We start from the raw sequence: 18,875 nt of genomic DNA on the forward strand, positions 1-18,875 counted from the left end.
CTGAACTGGCAGCATGATGAATCAATTCTTTTCATATTGATTATAATGCCGGCGATCAAAGCTGCAAAGAAGACAATGAGCCCTTCGGTACACTTTTTGCACGATAAAATTCAGAGGAATAGCGTGCAGGGCCAACCAGGGCACGGCCTGCGCCAGAAGCCTAGCTTCACGAGCTTTTCTTAGTACCACCCTGTATTTTGATGCTTTGAATGTAATAGTAAGACAAAGACAAGCAGCATACGGAACCGTATAAGAGTAAAAAGCGGTGCGGCATTAATTAGGCATGGTCTGTATGCAGCGTAGGAACCTGCAGAAAAGAGGGACGGGAAGAAGATGAACGCCGTTCATAAAGAAAACCGGATCGCCATACGCTGGGTATGGATGACTCTGATTTGTACATTAGTATTTTTAATTCTGGTTCTGGCGATCCGGATACCTGGAATCAAGAGGTTGGACAATCAGCTGAATCAGAGTCTTGATCCCTTAAGGACAAAAACGTTGATTGCTTTTTTTTCAAAGCTGACTGACTTTGGAGATTCACAACTGCTGTCAGTGATTATTGCCCTGGCAATGCTGTATTTACTGTTCAGAAAAAAATTTTTCCCGATGATATTGTTGCCGGCCGCTTTTTTTGCTGAACGTCAGTTGAACGAAACGCTGAAAAGCTGGGTGATGAGGGATCGTCCGGCGTTTCCCCACCTTGTTCCCGCATCCGGGTATAGCTTTCCGAGCGGACACGCGATGAACGTGTCCACTGTATACGGATTACTGATTGTTCTCATTGCCCCGCTGATTCAGACTAAGTGGGTCCGAAAACTATGGGTTGTAATCAATCTGGCAATGATACTTCTGATCGGATTCAGCAGGCCCTTCCTGAATGTCCATTTTTTCAGTGATATTCTGGCCGGATACTGCATGGGCGGTCTGGTTGTCGGTCTCACCTCGCTCATCTTGATTTTTATTGATCGCCGGCGCAGAAGCCGTTAATATGGAACTATACAGAAAGGTAATCAACAGGAGGCATAATGATGAAAAAAGGTTCTATTACTATGGAAAACGGTGAAGTGGTCCATATCGATTTTTTCCCGAATGAAGCGCCTAATACAGTAGCAAATTTTGAAAAACTGGCGAATTCCGGTTTTTACAACGGGCTGACTTTTCACCGCGTCATTCCCGGTTTTGTCAGTCAGGGTGGCGATCCGACCGGAACCGGGATGGGCGATGCCGGCTATACAATAAAATGCGAGACGGATGGCAATCCGCATCAGCATGTTGCAGGCGCGCTGTCGATGGCTCACGCCGGGCGCGATACCGGTTCCTGTCAATTTTTTATTGTCCATGCACCACAGCCGCATCTGGATGGCGTGCATACTGTTTTCGGACAAGTTACTGAAGGTCTTGGTACAGTTCTGGCGATGAGAAACGGTGATGTCATGACAGAAGTTAAAGTCTGGGACGAAGAAGACTAAATAGGAGAGGGGCACTGATGATGCCAAAAAGCAATGTCGGACTGCAGATTCTTCCGTTTTCAAAGGACAAGGATACGTATGCTCTTGTGGATAAAGCGATTGAAGCAATCCAGAAGTCGGGCGTGAAATATGAAGTGGACGCACTTGAGACGGTGCTTGAGGGGGAGCTGGACGACCTGCTGGAGGTTGTGAAACAGACCATTTATGCAACGGTCGAGGCGGGTGCAGAAGAAGTCGCGGCAGAAGTGAAAATTCATTTCCGCCCTCAGGGAACTTCGATCAAGGAAAAGGTTGGGAAGTACCGGAAGTCTTAATAATATAGAATTGTACATATGTGAAGTACATATGTGAAGCTGGTATCCCAACACGGCCGAAATGAAAATGTTTTGTAAGCAGAATGGAGAATTTTTTTCATCCTGCTTTTTTCTTAAATATTTTATTTGTGATTTAAGAAAAATTTGCTTAAAAACTGTAAACGCAACGACTGGTTGACAGATTGTCAGCGCAGATTGGTAGTCATCCGTGATAAAAATTCGTAATTTTGAAAGGGAGGTGATAGCCATGAAATTTCAGGAAAAACTGCAGTCATTGAGAAAACAGCGCGGCATGTCCCAGGAAAAACTGGCCGAGTCGCTCGGCATCTCAAGGCAAGCCGTATCAAAGTGGGAATCGGGTCAATCCTATCCGGACACGGATAAATGGGTGGCACTCAGCAATTTGTTCGGCGTCCCGATCGACAATCTGGTGAGAGATGAGCTGTTGATTGAAAAAGAAAGGCAACAGGAACATCGTCTCAGCGCGTATTATTTTATGCGGCGCTATGAGTTTAGAAGCAAAAAGACACTTTTCGGTCTTCCCCTCGTTCATATCAATCTTGGTCCGGGTTTCTGCATGGCCAAAGGAATTCTGGCCATCGGCAATGTATCGATCGGTGTTCTTTCTCTCGGGGGAATCTCTTTGGGCGGATTGTGCTTCGGCGGATTGTCTGCCGGATTAATCGGTGTTGGCGGAGCAGCTTTAGCTTTGCTCTTTGCGGTCGGCGGTTTATCGATTGGAATACTGGCTATTGGCGGCCAGGCGATCGGAGTTTTAACTTTAGGCGGATTGTCGGTTGGTATGTTCTCAATCGGCGGAGCTGTTTTTGCCTCGCATGTCGCTATTGGCGGCTATGCAGAAGGACACGTTGCTATTGGGCATACGGCACATGGCGCCAAAACTTTAATTGTTCATGCCAATGACTTGAGCGATCTTACTTCAGCACAAATTAGGCATTTAATTCACAAAGAGTATCCAAACCTTTGGAGACCGATTGTCGACTGGTTGACTTTTTTATTCAGGTGATCTTGCAACCGGGAAATGAATCTCAAACATCGACTGTTTTCGTCAGATATTTCTTGGATGATAAAAGAACAAATGTTCCTGATGTGATATAATAGAAAAAAGACATGATGAACGAATGAGCCGATTGGCTGAGGAGGAATGAAGATGGCGGTGCGCTTTATTCTCGGGAGACCCGGAACCGGAAAAACTGCTCTTTGCATGGAAGAGATCCGTGCCCGCCTCCGCGAAAATCCGTCGGGTCCGCCGCTGATCTATCTTGTTCCGGAACATATGACATTCAGTATGGAATATGCTTTTGCCGGCACTCCTGGTTTTGGCGGAATGACACGGTTGAATGTTTACAGTATCCCCAGGCTTGCGCTGCGCGTTCTTCAGCAGTCCGGCGGTGCGACACGGATTCATTTAAACACTGTCGGCCTGTCGATGCTGCTGCGCAGAGTCGTTGAAGAAAATAAGAAAAATCTCCGGCTGTTTCGCAAAGCTTCGGAACAGTCCGGTTTTTACAATCTCCTCAGTGACACAATTTCTGAATTCAAACGCTACTGCCTGACACCTGAACAAATCGCTGTGCAGTCGGGCCTAATGGAGGAGCACACGGATTCGGAAAATCTGATTCTGAAGGACAAGCTCCATGATCTCTCTTTGGTCTATCAGTCTTTTGAACAGGTTCTGGCAGGAAAGTATGTGGACAGTGATGACTACTTAAAATTGATGGCGAATAAAATTGACGAAACGGATTTCTTGAAACAGGCTGAAATCTGGATTGACGGATTTCAGACGATGACACCCGAGGAACAGCTTGTTGTTGAAAAGCTGATGGCGGTCTCCTCCCGTGTCACCGTCGTTCTCGGAACAGACAAAGCCTATGACCGGGTACCCGATGAATTTTCAGTTTTCAGGCATCCGGTGCTGCTTTTTCTGCAGCTCAGGAAAGCGGCAGAACAGCTGCATCTGGCTGTTGAACCTTATGTGATAAAGGATGATGTTGTCCGGTCAAAATCGACAGGACTCAAGGCATTGAACCTGTTTTTCGGACAAAACCCGTCCCGGGAGAAACCGAAGCCTGATGGCATTGTCCTGACTGAAGCTGCCAATCGGCGGGAAGAAGTGGAGCAGGCAGCGAGGAATCTGATCGCACTTGCCCGTGATAAAAAAATACGTTTTCGAGAGACGACGGTGCTGGTCCGCGATCTGAATGGCTATCAGGACTTGATTGAGACCGTTTTTACCGATTATGGCATTCCAACTTTTATTGACAGAAAGCGGCCGATGAAACATCATCCTCTGATCGAACTGATCCGTTCGGCATTGGAAACCTTGCAGCAGAACTGGCGCTATGAACCTGTTTTCCGCTGCGTCAAGACCGATTTTCTGATTCCGGCCGGAAGCCGTCTGAATGAAGCCCGTGAGGCTCTGGATGAACTGGAAAACTATGTTATGGCTTATGGAATATATGGAAAGAAAAAATGGATTGATAAAGAACCGTGGACTTATCGAGTGTACAAAGGCCTTGAAGAAGGTGAAAAAGAGGCGACGTCCAAAGAACTGGCTGCACAGAAGCGGATCAACCAATGGCGCAAGTTTGTCAGTGAACCGCTTGCCGCCTTCGAGGAAAAGGTGAAGTCTGCCAGGAGTGTACGGGAAAAGTGCGAGGCATTGTATGTGTTTTTAATGAACCTGTCCGTTCCGGAAAAATTGGAGCGCATGGCGAAAGAAGCGGAAAAAGCTGACCGCCTGGCTGAAGCAAAGGAACACGGGCAGGTGTGGCAATCGGTGATTGATTTGCTCGACCAGTGTGTGGAGGGGGCGGATGACAGGAAAATATCGCTGGAACTCTTCGCACAGATTATCGATACAGGTCTCGACAATCTGGAATTCGCTCTCGTTCCTCCAGCTCTTGACCAGGTTCTGGTCGGCAGTATGGATCGGATGCGGGCGACAAACCCAAAAGCGGTTTTTATTTTGGGTGTTAATGAAGGCGTGATCCCGGCAAAACCATCAACACAGGGACTTTTCTCAGGCGAGGACCGCGATGCGCTTGAAGACAGCGGCATGCATGTGGCCGATGATGAAGACGGCCAGATGGCCTGGGAAAATGAGCTGGTATTTCGCGCGTTTTCGCTGCCGGAAGAAAAACTGTACCTGTCCTATCCGCTTGCATCTGAGGGGGGAGAACCGCTCAAAGCTTCTCCCCTGATCAGTCGTCTGCGCCGGCTCTTTTCTGAAATTGCAGTCCGGTTGGCGCCTTCTGAACCGCGGTCTCTTGCCGAAACGGAACAAATCGGCTTTGTTAATGCACCGCTCAAGACGATCGGTTATCTGGCAACGCAGATCAGGGAATGGCAGAGGGGCTATGGCATATCTGATCTTTGGTGGGATACCTATAACTGGTTCACGGCGCAGGAAGAATGGGGTTCGGCAGCAAAGCGGGTGCTTTCCGGGCTATTTTCAAGAAATGAGGCGTATCTGAGCAAAGAGGCGGCGCGTGATCTCTACGGAGAAACGATTCAGGCCAGCGTATCGCGGATGGAACAGTTCAATGCCTGCCCGTTTTCCCAGTTTGCTTCTTATGGACTGAGGCTCATGGAAAGGGAAGTTTTTCAGCTTGCAGCGCCGGATATCGGCCAGCTTTTTCATCTGGCGATCAAAAAAATGACAGAAGAAATTATGCGGCGTCATTTACAGTGGAGAGACCTGTCACCGGAAGACTGCGACCGGCTCGCCGCAGAAACGGTAGGTGTAATCGCTCCGAAACTTCAGCGGCAGATTTTGTCCAGTTCCGGGCGCTATCGCTATCTGCAGCACAAGCTGGAGCAGGTTGTTGCGCGGGTCGCCCGCGTCATGCGCCAGCACGCACGGGCCAGCGGTTTTACCCCGTTGAGTCTTGAACTGCCCTTCGGACCGGGAAAGCCTGTACCTCCGCTAACCTTTTCACTTCAAAACGGATGCAGGATGGAAATCGTCGGACGCATTGATCGGGTTGACAAAGCCGAGGATCCCGGCCGCAGGATTCTGCTTCGGATCATTGATTACAAATCCGGCCGGAAAGACCTGAGCCTGACTGATGTCTACTACGGACTCGCACTGCAGATGCTGACCTATCTTGATGTCGTGATTACGTATTCAAAACAATGGCTGGGCGTCCAGGCGGATCCGGCAGGTGTTTTATACTTTCATGTACACAATCCGTCGTTGAATCTTGAAGAAAAAGTTCCACCTGAAGAGATAGAAGATGAACTTTATAAAAGTTTCAAAATGAGCGGGCTGCTTCTTGAGGATGAGGCATCGCTTCAATTGACGGATCAAACAGCTGAGGGGGGCTACTCGAAGATTGCCCCGTTCGGGATCAAAAAAAATGGCGGCTATTACAAGGGATCTTCTCTTGCCACAACGGAAGAATTCAGTGCATTGCGGAACTATGCTAAAGAGACGATGGTACAGGTGGGCGAAAAAATAACTGATGGCGATGTCCGAATTGCTCCGTACAGGCTCAAAAACCGTGTGCCGTGCACCTTCTGTCCTTATCGTCCGGTTTGCCAGTTTGACCAGTCACAGCCGGGGAACGCTTATCGGCTGTTGAAAAAAGTTTCTGATGAACGGATCCTTCAGGAACTGACTGAAAAGGGGATGGAGCATCATGACGGAAGCAAAGCCTGAAGGGAGCAGATGGACGGACGAACAGTGGCGAGCGATCAATGAAGTAGGTCACGACATTCTCGTCGCAGCGGCGGCGGGTTCCGGAAAAACGGCCGTACTTGTTGAGCGGATTATCAGGAAAATCATCAACCCACAGAATCGGATCAATATTGACGATCTGCTGGTTGTTACTTTTACCAATGCGGCAGCATCAGAAATGAGAGAGCGGATCGGCCGTGCGCTCGATGAGCAAATTGCGGAACATCCTGAAAGCCTCTATCTCCGCCGTCAACAGGCGCTGCTCAGCAAAGCTTCAATCATGACTTTGCATGCGTTTTGTATGTCTGTTATTAAAAAATATTATTATTATCTGGATCTTGATCCCGGATTTCGGCTGCTGGATGAAACGGAAGCCGGTCTGCTTCGTGAAGAAATTCTCGATGAAGTTCTTGAGGAACATTACACATCAGGAAATTCCATTTTTTTTCGCCTGGTAGACCAATATTCGGGAGACAGGGACGATCATGCGCTTCGCAATCTGGTTTTCCGCCTTTACGATTTTTCTCTCAGTAATCCCTGGCCGAATCAATGGCTTGATCGGCTGCCCGCTGCCTACCAGCCGGAGGAAGGGCAGTCGATTGATCACTTCAGCTGGGTTCGCGGCCTGAGACATGTCCTTTTTCAATATTTTTCCGAAGCCGCGGCGGCATTGGAGGAAGCTATTCGTCTTTGTGGGGATACGGGTGGGCCTGCCGCTTATGCTGAAACGCTGTCCGCGGATCTTTTAAATATTCGTCATCTCCTCTCATTTGAAAACGCCGGATGGGAAGCTGTCCGCTCGGCTGTCTTGTCCGTTTCTTTTAATAAGCTTAAAGCCGTCTCCGCAAAAGAAGTGGACGGCGCAACGAAAGATCAGGTAAAAAAAGCGCGTGACAAGGTGAAAAGAACAATTGCTGAGCTTCAACAGCAGTGGTTTGCACGCAGTTCCACTGATTTGCTTCAGGATCTTCGTGACATGGCTCCTTCCGTTTCGATGCTTGTCGCGCTGGTCAAAGATTTTGGACACCATTTTACAAAAGAAAAACGCAGAAAAGGAGTGCTTGATTTTTCAGATCTGGAACATGAATGTTTGAAAGTGCTCCGATCAGAGGATTCTGATCCGGGTAAAGAGGTACCTTCAGTTGTTGCCAGGCAGTACCGCGCCTGTTTTGAAGAAGTGTTGGTTGACGAATACCAGGATACGAACCGTGTCCAAGAAGCGATTATCCGGCTGATCACAAAAGACAGCGCCGATAGCGGAAACTTGTTTATGGTCGGCGATGTGAAACAAAGTATTTACGGATTCCGGCTGGCTGAACCGGGACTCTTCATTGAAAAATATAAAAAGTTTTCTGACCCGGATTCTGACGGGGATAAAATTGATCTTTCCAGCAATTTTCGAAGCCGCGCGGAAATCATCAATGGTATAAATTATCTTTTTCGGCAGACGATGGATGAAACTGCGGGCGGCGTGGATTATGATCGTGCTGCAGAGCTGCGTTTCGGAGCGGAATATCCGGAAGAAAGTTTGCCGGTCGACTTTGAACTGATCGACCGAGCTGACCTGGATAGCGATGAAGAGGGTGAAACAGATGATTATGATTCGACGGAGCTTGAAGCTGCTGCGATCAGCGACAGGATTGCAGCGATGGTCGGCGACGGAAAGACCCCGGCTTTCCAGGTTTATGATCGGGGGGAACACCGGATGCGGGCGGTGCGCTACCGTGATATTGCCATTCTGATGCGTTCGGCGAGCACGGCTGCTGCTGTGATGAAAGACATCCTCGGACGCCGCGGGATTCCTGCTTACGCCGAGCTGTCCAAGGGCTATTTTGATACGGTTGAAGTATCGGTCATGCTTGCCGTGCTGCAGGTGGTGGACAATCCCTTTCAGGACATCCCGCTTGCGTCCGTGCTCCGTTCGCCAATCGTTGGCCTGGACGGGGATTCACTGGCCCAAATCCGTATGTCGGATCGTGATGTTTCTTACTTCATGGCGATGAATTACTATACCGAAACGCATCAAGGCCAGCTTTCAGATCAGCTCTCAGGATTTATCGATCGGCTGGCCAAATGGCGTAATCTCTCAAAAAGCCACTCTGTTTCTGAGCTTATCTGGCAAATCTATCGCGACACCGGATATTATGATTATGTCGGAGGTCTGGTCGGCGGCGCGCAGCGTCAGGCCAATCTCAAAGCGTTCTATGATCGCGCCAGGCAGTATGAAAAAACGTCATTCCGAGGGTTATTCCGTTTTCTGCGTTTTATTGAGAGAATGCGGGAAATCGGCGGTGACCTTGGCGAAGCCCGGGCATTAAGCGAACAGGAAGATGTTGTGCGGATCATGACCATCCATAAAAGCAAGGGGCTAGAATTTCCAATAGTTTTTGTGTCTGGCATTGGAAAAAAGTTTAATATGAAGGATCTGGTTTCTCCCGCGTTGCTGCATAAAACACTTGGCATTGGTACACGCTGGATTGATTCGGAAAACAGGGTGAGTACACCGACGCTTCCTTACCTCGCGATCCGAGAGCAGCTGAAAGCAGATGCCGTGGCAGAAGAGATGCGCATTCTTTATGTTGCGGTTACCCGCGCCCGGGAAAAACTGATTTTGGTCGGGACAGTTCGCGACGCGGGAAAAGTGGCGCGTCAGTGGCTCCCGGCGCTTAAATATCGCGGATGGCTGCTTCCTGAATATCTCAGGACTTCGGCAGCAACATTTCTGGACTGGATCGGGCCAGCCGTAGTGCGGCATGGCTCTTCGGAAGCGCTGCATCACCTGATTGGCGAAGCGCCGGACAGGTCGGTTGTTTCGGAAGACCAGGCGGCATGGAATATCAGTGTCATTTCGGTGGGTAATCTCGACGTTGGACAAGCAGAACAGGCGCCAAAAGAAAGCATACGCTTCGCGCGTTTGAAACAGTGGAAGGCTGTTGAATCACATTCCGGCATGCAGGATGAGGTCAGGAGGCGGCTGGAATGGAGTTATCCGTTTCGTCAGGCGACATTGTTTATGGCGAAACAGACGGTCACAGAGATTAAGTCCCAGCAGGATTATTTCAGTCAGGGACAGGATGATCGCCTGATTGCACGCCGGTTTTCAGGTATAAGCAGAGACAGGCCGCAATTTCTGCAGCAGGGCGGACTGTCGTCCACAGAGCGCGGCACAGCAATGCATGTTTTAATGCAGCATCTGGATCTGGAGCATGCCGCGGAAGAAGCGTCAATCAAGAATCAGGGACTCGCGCTTGTGGAGAAAGAAATTTTGACCGGTGATCAGGAGAAGAGCCTGAATTATCCGGAGGTTGTCGCATTTTTACGGTCGCCGATTGGCATTAAAATGAAACGTGCCGGCCAAGTGACGCGGGAGTGTCCGTTCAGTCTTGTTCTAGATGCGGCAGAGGTGTATCCGACGTGGCGCCATGACGGCCCGGAAAAAGACGGACAGGTGCTGATTCAGGGCGTGATCGACTGTATTATAGAGGGCAGGCAGGGGCTGATTCTGCTTGACTATAAAACAGACAGGCTGTCCGGCCGCTTTGCCGAAAAACAAGCGGCAATTGAGGAATTGACACGGCGCTATCGTGTACAGCTCGGTTTGTACCGGCTTGCGATCGAAAAAATCTGGAAGCGGAAAGTAGCGCAAATCGGCCTTTACGCATTTGACGGCGGTTATTTTATCGATCTGACAGAAGAAGGGGAGACATTAGAATGAGGTTGCTTCATACTGCGGACTGGCATCTCGGACGGACACTGGAAGGGCGCTCCCGTGAAGAAGAGCAGGAAGATGCAATGGATGAAATCTGCCGGATTGCCGATGAAGAAAAAATTGATGCTATAGTGATGGCCGGAGATGTTTTTGACACCGCCAACCCGCCTGCGGTATCCGAAGCACTTTTCTATGAAACTGCTGAAAGGTTGGCCTGCGGTGGAAAAAGGCCTTTGCTTGTGATTGCCGGCAACCATGACAGCCCGGAGCGTCTGGAGGCATCCCGGCCGCTCGCCGGGCGCCGGGGCATCACCATAGTCGGCAAACCGGTTTCCCAGCCGCTGGCCATTCCAATTAAACGTACAGACGAGACGCTGATACTCAGCTGTGTCCCCTATCCTTCCGAATCGCGGCTGAATGAATGCCTAAGCGCAATGAACGAGGAAACGGCCATACAGGAAGGTTATAATAATCGGCTGGAAAAACTGTTTCAGGAACATGCGCGTCACTTCTCGGAGAAAACAGTTAACATTCTGATGACGCATATTTTCGCAGCGGGTGGAAGGGAATCTGATTCTGAAAGGCCGATTCAGGTTGGTGGCGCCTATACTGTTTATCCATCATCTTTTCCGGAAAAAGCGCAGTATGTAGCACTGGGCCATCTGCACCGGCCGCAGACGCTTGAAAAATCCCCTGCACCTGCCCGCTATGCCGGGTCACCGCTGGCTTACAGTTTTTCCGAGTCCGGATCCCAGAAATCGGTGACCATCATTGACGTCAGCCCAGGCAAAGCGGCAAAATGGAAAGAAGTTCCCCTGGCTGCCGGGCGGCCGCTGGTCCGCTGGCACGCAGAGAACGGGCTCGATGAAGTGCACCGCTGGCTGGATGAGGGGCGCGACCGATATGCATGGATTGATCTGGAAATTCGGCTGGAGGAAGCACTGAATATGCATGAAATCCAGGCTTTACGCAAAGCTGACGAACACTTTGTCAACATAAGGCCGATCTATTGTGAAAATCGAGAGCAGGCTGGGGATCTTACGAGGTCGAAGCTGCCGATCGACCAGCTTTTTATCCGTTTTTATAAAAAACAGACGCAGGGAGCCGAACCCGGTGAGAAACTTGTCCGGCTCTTTCTCAGAATGATTCAGGAAAACGAGGCTGAACGGGAAGCTGCCGCAGGGAGGGACGGGCATGAAACCGATTGAACTGACAGTGCAGGGGCTGAACAGTTTTCGTGAAACCCAGCACATTGATTTTGAACAACTTTGCGCAGACGGTATTTTCGGCATTTTCGGCCCGACGGGAAGCGGTAAATCGACGATTCTCGATGCGATCACTCTGGCCCTTTACGGAACGGTTGAGCGCGCCGCTAATAACACGCAGGGCATACTCAACCAGTTGGAGGATCAGCTCTCGGTCGGTTTCACATTTGAACTCGTCGGACAAACAATCGACAGATATCGCGCCGAACGTTCCTATAAACGTACGAAGGATGGCGGTCTGAGAATGAGCAGCTGCCGTTTGCTGAAGCTCAGCGGCGACAAGGAAGTGCTCGCAGACAAGGAAAAAGATGTCACCCGCAAGATCCGTGACATCCTTGGCTTGACCCATGATGACTTTACCCGCGCGGTTGTTCTCCCGCAAGGCAAATTTTCTGAGTTTCTGACTTTAAAAGGCAATGAACGCCGTAAAATGCTGCAGCGCCTGTTTCATTTGGAAAAGTACGGCGATGAGCTTATGGCCAAGCTTAAATTGCATTTTGAATCGGCATGCCATAAGCTTGAAGTCATTTCGGAAAAGGAAACGCTGCTTGGCGATGCGTCTCAGGAGGCGGTTGAGCGACTGAGTGAACACTCACGCCTTCTTAACGCGGAATACAGCAAGACAAGCGCTGAATTAGAAAGTTCAGGGCACGAACGGGATCAAATCCGACAGATATGGACGCTGCAAGAGGAGAAAAACGCTAAGCTCAAAGAGCAAAGTGAACTGCAAAAGAAACAGCAGGAATTTGAAATGAAGAAAAATCTTCTGAAAATGAATGATGAAGCTGAGAAAATCATTCCCTATCTTGAAAATCTGATTGCGGCTGAAAATGAAGTTCATGAAGCAGACAGCGAATTCAGCCATGCCGATTTGGTTTTCTCTGGATCCAAGAACGCTGAAGAGAAAGAGAAGAAAGCATATACTGCCGCAAAACAGAAAAGAGAAGTGGAAGAACCGCTTCTTTCTGCCCGGAGACAAAACTATGTCCAGGGAATGGGGATTAAGCGGCAGCTTGACGCCGGACAAAAGGAGAAACGAGCGGCAACGGTCAAGCTCTCAGAACTGGAGAAGAAGCTCCAATCGGGCGATGTAAGGATAAATTCCAGCCAAAAAAAGAAAGAGGAACTCGACCGATCTATGGAAAATCTTGAAAAACGCCTTTCAGAAATTGACGTGCCAAGCAGCCGCAGAGCAATGATTCAGCGCGCACGTGATGCCGGGAAAGCGATCGATGCACTGGATGACCGTTTGAAAGAAAAACGTGCCGAATGGACGAGTGTCCAAAAAAAAATGCTGGAAAGCCAGCAGGCGCTGGAACAGGTTCATAAACAGCAAAAGGCAGCCAATGAAAAAGCGGGCCGATGGTTTCTTCAATGCCAGCGCATTTATAATCATGCGGCAGACACAAAGCAGATGATTCGCCTGCTGCTTGAATTTGTCAAAAAGAAACAAGAAGAATACGAGCTTGAGAGAGACCGGGCGTATCGGCTCAATCTGTCGCTGAATCTTGCTTCCGAACTGAAAGATGGGGACCCGTGCCCGGTCTGCGGCGCAGTTCATCACCCGCATCCGCCAGCAGTGGACAAACAGTCAGATCAGAAAAGCCTGGAGAAAAAAGTCAAATATTATCGGCAAACAGAGGAGTCATTGATCCGTTTTCAGCAAGAGAACCACGCTTGCGCTATTCAACTGGAGGAACATTCAAAGAAATTTTCCACTGTTTTTTCAAACATTCCGGAAATGTCTAATCTTTCAGATGCATCAAAAGAATTTTTGGAGGCTGGTGATTTCACAGAATGGGAGAGCCGCGGGATTCAGGAGGTGCTTAGAGCAATAGACCTGGCTGTCAGAGAAGAGAAGCAGGATATCATTGCATCAGGGGAAACGCTGGAAAACGAGCTGGAACAGGCGGGCAAGGTCGGACAGAATCGCATTTCTATTGAATCGAATCTGAGAATTTACAGTGAAACGCAGCTCAGGATTGAGCGGGAAGCAATCAATCAGAAAAATGAGCTGGAAGATTTACGGGCTAAGTGGTCGGAAGAATTTCCAAAACAGGAAGACATACAGAATACATATCAGATCATCCAGAATGACGACCGGGAAGCTGAATCAATCAGGAAAACGATGACTGAGTTCAGGACTTCCCGGGCGAACTTGGAACGCCGGCTGGCGCACGATCAGGATGAGCACGCGGCAATTGAGGGCAGACGGAATGAAATCAAGGGAAAATTGGAAAACATTGTGCTGTCGTTGGCGGACCGGACACGCGAGCTGTCAGAGCTTCATTTGTCGGTAGACGAACAGATCGGGGAACGGATCGCGGAACTGGACAGCATGCTGAAAGATTTGAAGGAAAATCAGGAAAATCACGATCAAAAATGGCAACTGGCTCTGACTGAATTCAACGAGACGGATAAACGGAGAAGCAGCACTTCAGTCCGACTTGAAAGAGCAAGGTTTACCCTCAATAATGCAGAGAAAAAGTGGGATGAGAGGAAAAACAACTCAAATTTTCTGTCGAGACAAGCTGTCTTTGATGCACATATGACGGATGAAGAGCGCCGGGATACTGATACCGAGATTCAATCTTACGAAAAAGATAAGGTACAGATTGCCTCCGACCTGCGGACACTTTTGGAAAAACTCTCCGGTAAGTCTGTGACAGCCGATCAAATGGCGAAGGTCGAAAATCGTTATTTGGAGTTGAAAGAATCTGTCCGGCAGCTGAGTGAAAAACGCGGAGCCGCCTCAAAAGTGCTGGAGGATATTAAAAAACGCCATGCACTTTTTAATAAACTGGAATCCGAGCGAAAAGCAGCCCGGACAGAAGCAGACCAGTTTGAGAAACTTCTACGTGTATTCCGGGGAAATGCATTTGTGGAATTCGTTGCGGAGGAACAGCTGCAGCAAGTATGTATTGCCGCTTCAAAGCGCCTCGGCGACTTGACACACGGTCGCTATACTTTGGAAACAGACGATGCGGGTGGTTTTATTATTCGCGATAACGGCAACGGAGGAATCAGGCGCCCTGTTTCTTCACTTTCCGGCGGTGAGACCTTCCTGACATCTCTGGCCCTTGCCCTGTCGCTCTCTGAGCAGATTCAGCTTCGAGGCAATGTACCCCTGCAGTTTTTCTTTCTTGATGAAGGGTTTGGGACATTGGATCCCGATTTGCTTGATACGGTTGTAACAGCACTTGAAAAACTGCACATGCGCAAACTTTCCATCGGAATAATCAGCCATGTTCCTGAGATGAGGGAGCGCTTGCCGCGCAGGCTGATCGTTGAACCCGCCAATCCTTCTGAAAGAGGAAGTCGTGTCCGGATGGAAGTTTTGTGAAAAGTTCTATTATGTGCATTTTTATTCATTAATAATCAATGGATTAACTGATAGTTCCTTTCTTTTTTCGCGGATTCACACGATGGTCGGAAGTCTGCCTACCTGAAGATGAGAAGAAAACTAAGTCAGCAGAATTAGAATAAACGGATACAACAAAAAATTGGTTTGTGGGATTGCCCGTTAAACGAGCAATAGAACGCTTAATGGGCTGAAATGCGGCAGATTTCGAAGCGAAATCAGAAAATCGAACCGAATTGAGAAAAAATCGAACCAAAACCAAAAAGAAGCGAATCAAGCGGAAAACGAAACGAAATAAGAAAACCAAACTTAATCAAGAAAGAACCGAACCAAAACCGCCGCACTCAAGCTGGAACATGAGCAGCCGTGTCTTTTTAATTTCATTCAAAATAAAACGGTCCATCCGATTCACGAACGATCGGATGGACCGTACATTTAAACCTTTGTTTGTCAGTCAGCTGCAATTTTTGTCCGTTCTTAAAGCTGCCCAATCGATTTTATTTGTCTTTAACTATTTTCGGAGATCTTCTGCTTCAGGCGCTGATTGGACTCTTTGATCTGCTGATCCATTTTTTTCAGAGCTGCCTCGACTGCTGGTTTATTTTTGCTTTCTACTGCGGCTTTTAATTGCTGGAAAGTGTGGACCTTGCCATGCATGCCATGGTGCATCCCCTGAAGTTGTTTGCGCGCCTCGGGAACCGTTAGTTTTCCCTCTTTAACCTGTGTCAGAATTTCATCAACTTTCTTTTTGCCTGGGTGATGAAAAGATTTACAGTCTTCTTTGCAATGTTTTTTTTGTTTCTGAAAGGCGGGTGACTGTTGCCATGTTTTGCACAGCTGTTCGTGTGCCGCCAGGTCTTTTCTCAGCTCAACTTTCAATGCAGGTGAGGCATATTCATCGATGGTACGGGTAAGCCACTGATTGTTTGCGTCCTGGCAATGAACCTTGCTTGAGGTTTCCACTGGCGAACCGATTGCACCAGCCGTTGCCTGCCCGGGGGTAGCCAGCAGTAGTGAGACTGTCAGAAAGGGCAACAATAGAAAAGTAAACAGTTTCATAAAATATCCTCCATATTTTAATAATCAAGCAATAGGATGGCTGAATTTTTATATTTTATACAATCGTGCTTGAAAAAATTGAAACAATGGGGCAAAATATAATAACCCTGTATACAGAAAAAGTTTTGCAAAGGAAGAATGCAATGTCCGTCTATCAGGAAATTAAAGTGCTAACTATTGTTGTGATCGGTGCTGTGCTCAATGCGGCAGCGCTCAACTTGTTTTTGATTCCCGCTAAAGTTCTGTCCAGCGGCGTGACCGGTATTGCACAGCTTATTTCTGCATTGCTTGAGCCCTCGTCGTTTCACATCAGCACCGGCATTCTGCTTCTTCTGATGAATATACCGGTTGCCTGGGCAGGATGGATCAAAGTCGGGCACCGATTCACGCTTTATAGCCTGATCAGTGTCGTGCTGACCACATTTTTCATGATGCTGATCCCCGTGCGTCCGCTGACGAGCGATATTCTTCTCAATGCAGTGTTTGGCGGTGTTCTTCAGGCGACCGGCGTCGGGCTGACACTGAAATTTGGCGCATCGACCGGCGGCATGGATATAGTTGCTATGATTTTATCGCGTGCAAAGGACCGGCCGATCGGCGGATACATGTTTGCGCTTAATGCCGTCATCATCTTGTCGGCCGGCTTTTTCTTTGGCTGGCGGCGCGCCCTTTATACACTTCTTCAGCTTTATGTCAGCATCCGGGTCATTGACGCGATTCACACAAGATACGTCAAGCTGACCGCTTGGATCGTGACGAACAAAGCAAAAGAGGTGCAGCAAGCCATCTACGCCCAACTCAGCCGCGGAATCACCAAGCTTCCCGCAAAGGGCGGATTTACCAATAAAGATAAAGAAGTACTGATGATTGTGATCACCCGCTATGAACTTTATGAGCTGAAACATGTCATTACCGAAACGGATCCTGAGGCATTCACAAATGTGGTGGAAACCACTGCGGTATTCGGTCTGTTCAGGAAAGAGTCACGATCCTGAAAGACGGATATCCTATTGCCTGGCGATCCACAATTTGATAAGATAAAATTAACGTGTTATTAAAGGAGGTGGGTTTGTTGTCATCTGTCACAGAGTGTCGCGCGAAGCTGGAGTCTTTTCTCTATCTCGTTCGTGCGATTTTAGCTGTTTTATTCGTAAAGGGGTTAGTCTGCCCTTTTTTCGAAAAACAGCATAACTTTGTGAAGTGACACAGCCCACTGGTTAAGCGCGCAAACCGGCTTTCTGCAATATTTACGAACGGAAGCAGTCTGCCTTATTAAATACAAACAGTCGATCATCCATGGGTTGGTGTACCCGTGGATTTTTTTATATATAAAATACTTGTTGCGGGAAGTGATGATCCAATGTTAATCTGTCAAGCCGACCATGTCGGAAAAAACATAGCAGGACATGAAATTCTGCACGATGTCAGTTTTTCAATTAACGATGGGGAAAAAGTGGCAATCGTCGGTGCCAATGGAAGTGGAAAAACGACACTGTTCAATGTGATAGCCCGGATTGAATCGCCCGACCGTGGAACGGTTGCTATAAAAAAAGGGGCGACGGTAGGTTACCTGAGACAGTCCTCTGACGGTGGAACCCAGACAGTTCGCCAGGTTCTGGAGAGCGCGTTTGCCGAAGCCAAAGAAACAGAACAAAAAATGCACGGACTCGAAGCTGCGTTTTCCTCTGCGTCACCTGAGAAACTGGAAAAAATGTTAGCGGATTACGCCAGGTTTCAGGAAAAATTTCAGCGGGAAGGTGGGTATGATATCGATTACCGTATTGAACAGATTGCGGATGGGCTTGGCATTCATCCGCTTTTGGACCAAGTCTTTACATCATTAAGCGGCGGCGAAAGAACGAAAGTCGGCCTGGGGTTTCAGCTGTTGATTGCGCCGGACCTACTGCTATTGGATGAACCAACTAACCATCTTGATATCCTCGCGCTGCAATGGCTGGAACAGTTTATCAAGCAGTACAAGGGCACAGTTCTGATCGTTTCCCACGATCGCTTTTTTCTTGATCGCGCAATCGGCACGGTTCTTGATCTTGAAGATGGGGAGATCACGGTGTATCACGGAAACTATTCCGCATATGTCAAAGAAAAGCAGGAACGCCTGCTTCTCGCTTTTGCTGCCTACGAAGATCAGCAGAAGAAGATTAAAAAAATGAAGGAAACGATCAAACGACTGAAAGAGTGGGCAAATCAGGCGGTTTCGCCTAATGCGGGGCTGCATCGGCGTGCAAAAAGCATGGAAAAGGCGCTTGATCGGATTGAACGGCTAAAGAGGCCGAAACTGGAAGCCGACAGAATAGCACTGAGTTTTGGCAGCAGCCAGCGAACTGGAAACCGCGTTCTGAGCTGCAAGGATCTGTCCGTTAGCTTTGACGGGCAAAAAGTTTTCAGTCATGTCAATTTGAACCTCTGTTACAGGGACCGCCTGGCCATTATCGGCCCGAATGGGTCCGGCAAAACGACATTACCTTAAATGCCTTTTAGGAGAGATCGAGCCGCAGAGTGGAGAAGTGCAGCATGGTACCCATTTGAATATTGGTATTCTTGCACAGCACGTTTTCGAAAACCCGGATGAACAAGACCGAAGAGTCATCGATGTCTTCAGGGAGCATGCCCGCCTGACCGAGGGAGAAGCACGCCATGAACTGGCAAAATTTTTATTTTACGGTTCAGATGTCTTTAAAAAAATCGGAACGCTGAGCGGAGGCGAGCGCGTACGGATCAGGCTGGCAGACTTAATGGTAAAAAAGATTAATTTCCTCATTATGGATGAACCGACCAATCATCTCGACATTGAGTCGCGTGAGGTGCTTGAGGAAGCAATCCAAAATTTTACAGGAACTGTCTTGGCTGTCAGTCATGACCGTTATTTTTTGAAACAGTGTTTCAACCAGATTTTCTGGCTGCAAAACGGTAAATTATCACGGTATAACGAAAGTTTAAATGAAATGAATTCAATATAAAATGGAATACTGTCGAAA

10 protein-coding genes and 1 pseudogene are annotated in these 18,875 nt (G+C 48.4%); 10 read left to right on the top strand and 1 reads right to left on the bottom strand.

The features are described 5' to 3' along the window. Positions 1-333: 333 nt before the first annotated feature. The 8 genes from COP04_RS07765 (at position 334) to COP04_RS07800 (ending at position 14,802) form a co-directional block, all read left to right on the top strand. The gene (locus tag COP04_RS07765; protein WP_100487446.1) at positions 334-987 is read left to right on the top strand and encodes a phosphatase PAP2 family protein; all 654 of its coding nucleotides are present in this window, start codon (positions 334-336) and stop codon (positions 985-987) included. 38 nt (positions 988-1,025) lie between these two features. Continuing rightward, entirely contained in the window at positions 1,026-1,469 is a 444-nt protein-coding gene (locus COP04_RS07770) for a peptidylprolyl isomerase (RefSeq protein ID WP_100487447.1), read from the top strand. Between the two features lie 20 nt (positions 1,470-1,489). Next, positions 1,490-1,783 (top strand): thiamine-binding protein, encoded by a 294-nt coding sequence (locus COP04_RS07775; protein ID WP_100489590.1) that lies wholly within the window; start codon positions 1,490-1,492, stop codon positions 1,781-1,783. Positions 1,784-2,030: 247 nt separating this feature from the next. Then, positions 2,031-2,810, top strand: coding sequence for a helix-turn-helix transcriptional regulator (locus COP04_RS07780; RefSeq protein WP_100487448.1), 780 nt, complete (start codon positions 2,031-2,033; stop codon positions 2,808-2,810). Between the two features lie 144 nt (positions 2,811-2,954). Then, a complete protein-coding gene (addB, locus tag COP04_RS07785; protein ID WP_100487449.1) occupies positions 2,955-6,467 on the top strand; it encodes a helicase-exonuclease AddAB subunit AddB in 3,513 nt (1,170 codons plus the stop codon). Continuing rightward, a complete protein-coding gene (addA, locus tag COP04_RS07790) occupies positions 6,448-10,200 on the top strand; it encodes a helicase-exonuclease AddAB subunit AddA (protein ID WP_100487450.1) in 3,753 nt (1,250 codons plus the stop codon). Before addB ends, addA begins: the two co-directional genes overlap by 20 nt. After that, on the top strand, positions 10,197-11,402 hold the full coding sequence (locus COP04_RS07795; protein WP_100487451.1) for an exonuclease SbcCD subunit D: 1,206 nt from the start codon (positions 10,197-10,199) through the stop codon (positions 11,400-11,402). The genes addA and COP04_RS07795 overlap by 4 nt, the downstream gene beginning before the upstream one ends. Next, on the top strand, positions 11,389-14,802 hold the full coding sequence (locus COP04_RS07800) for an AAA family ATPase (RefSeq protein ID WP_100487452.1): 3,414 nt from the start codon (positions 11,389-11,391) through the stop codon (positions 14,800-14,802). The genes COP04_RS07795 and COP04_RS07800 overlap by 14 nt, the downstream gene beginning before the upstream one ends. A 525-nt stretch (positions 14,803-15,327) precedes the next feature. Here COP04_RS07800 and COP04_RS07805 read toward each other — a convergent pair. Beyond that, positions 15,328-15,879: a hypothetical protein gene (locus tag COP04_RS07805; protein ID WP_100487453.1), complete on the bottom strand. Its 552-nt coding sequence runs from the start codon at positions 15,877-15,879 to the stop codon at positions 15,328-15,330. Positions 15,880-16,022: 143 nt separating this feature from the next. On the opposite strand from COP04_RS07805, the gene COP04_RS07810 reads away from it, so the two are divergent. Both COP04_RS07810 and abc-f read left to right on the top strand, forming a co-directional pair. Further along, positions 16,023-16,874 carry a YitT family protein gene (locus COP04_RS07810; protein WP_100489591.1) on the top strand — a complete coding sequence of 284 codons (852 nt, stop codon included), beginning with the start codon at positions 16,023-16,025 and terminating at the stop codon, positions 16,872-16,874. Positions 16,875-17,239: 365 nt separating this feature from the next. Next, positions 17,240-18,857, top strand: a pseudogene (abc-f, locus tag COP04_RS07815) (ribosomal protection-like ABC-F family protein). The last annotated feature ends 18 nt before the right edge of the window (positions 18,858-18,875 follow it).

Source organism: Sporolactobacillus pectinivorans, assembly GCF_002802965.1.
GTDB classification, from domain to species: Bacteria; Bacillota; Bacilli; order Bacillales; family Sporolactobacillaceae; genus Sporolactobacillus; species Sporolactobacillus pectinivorans.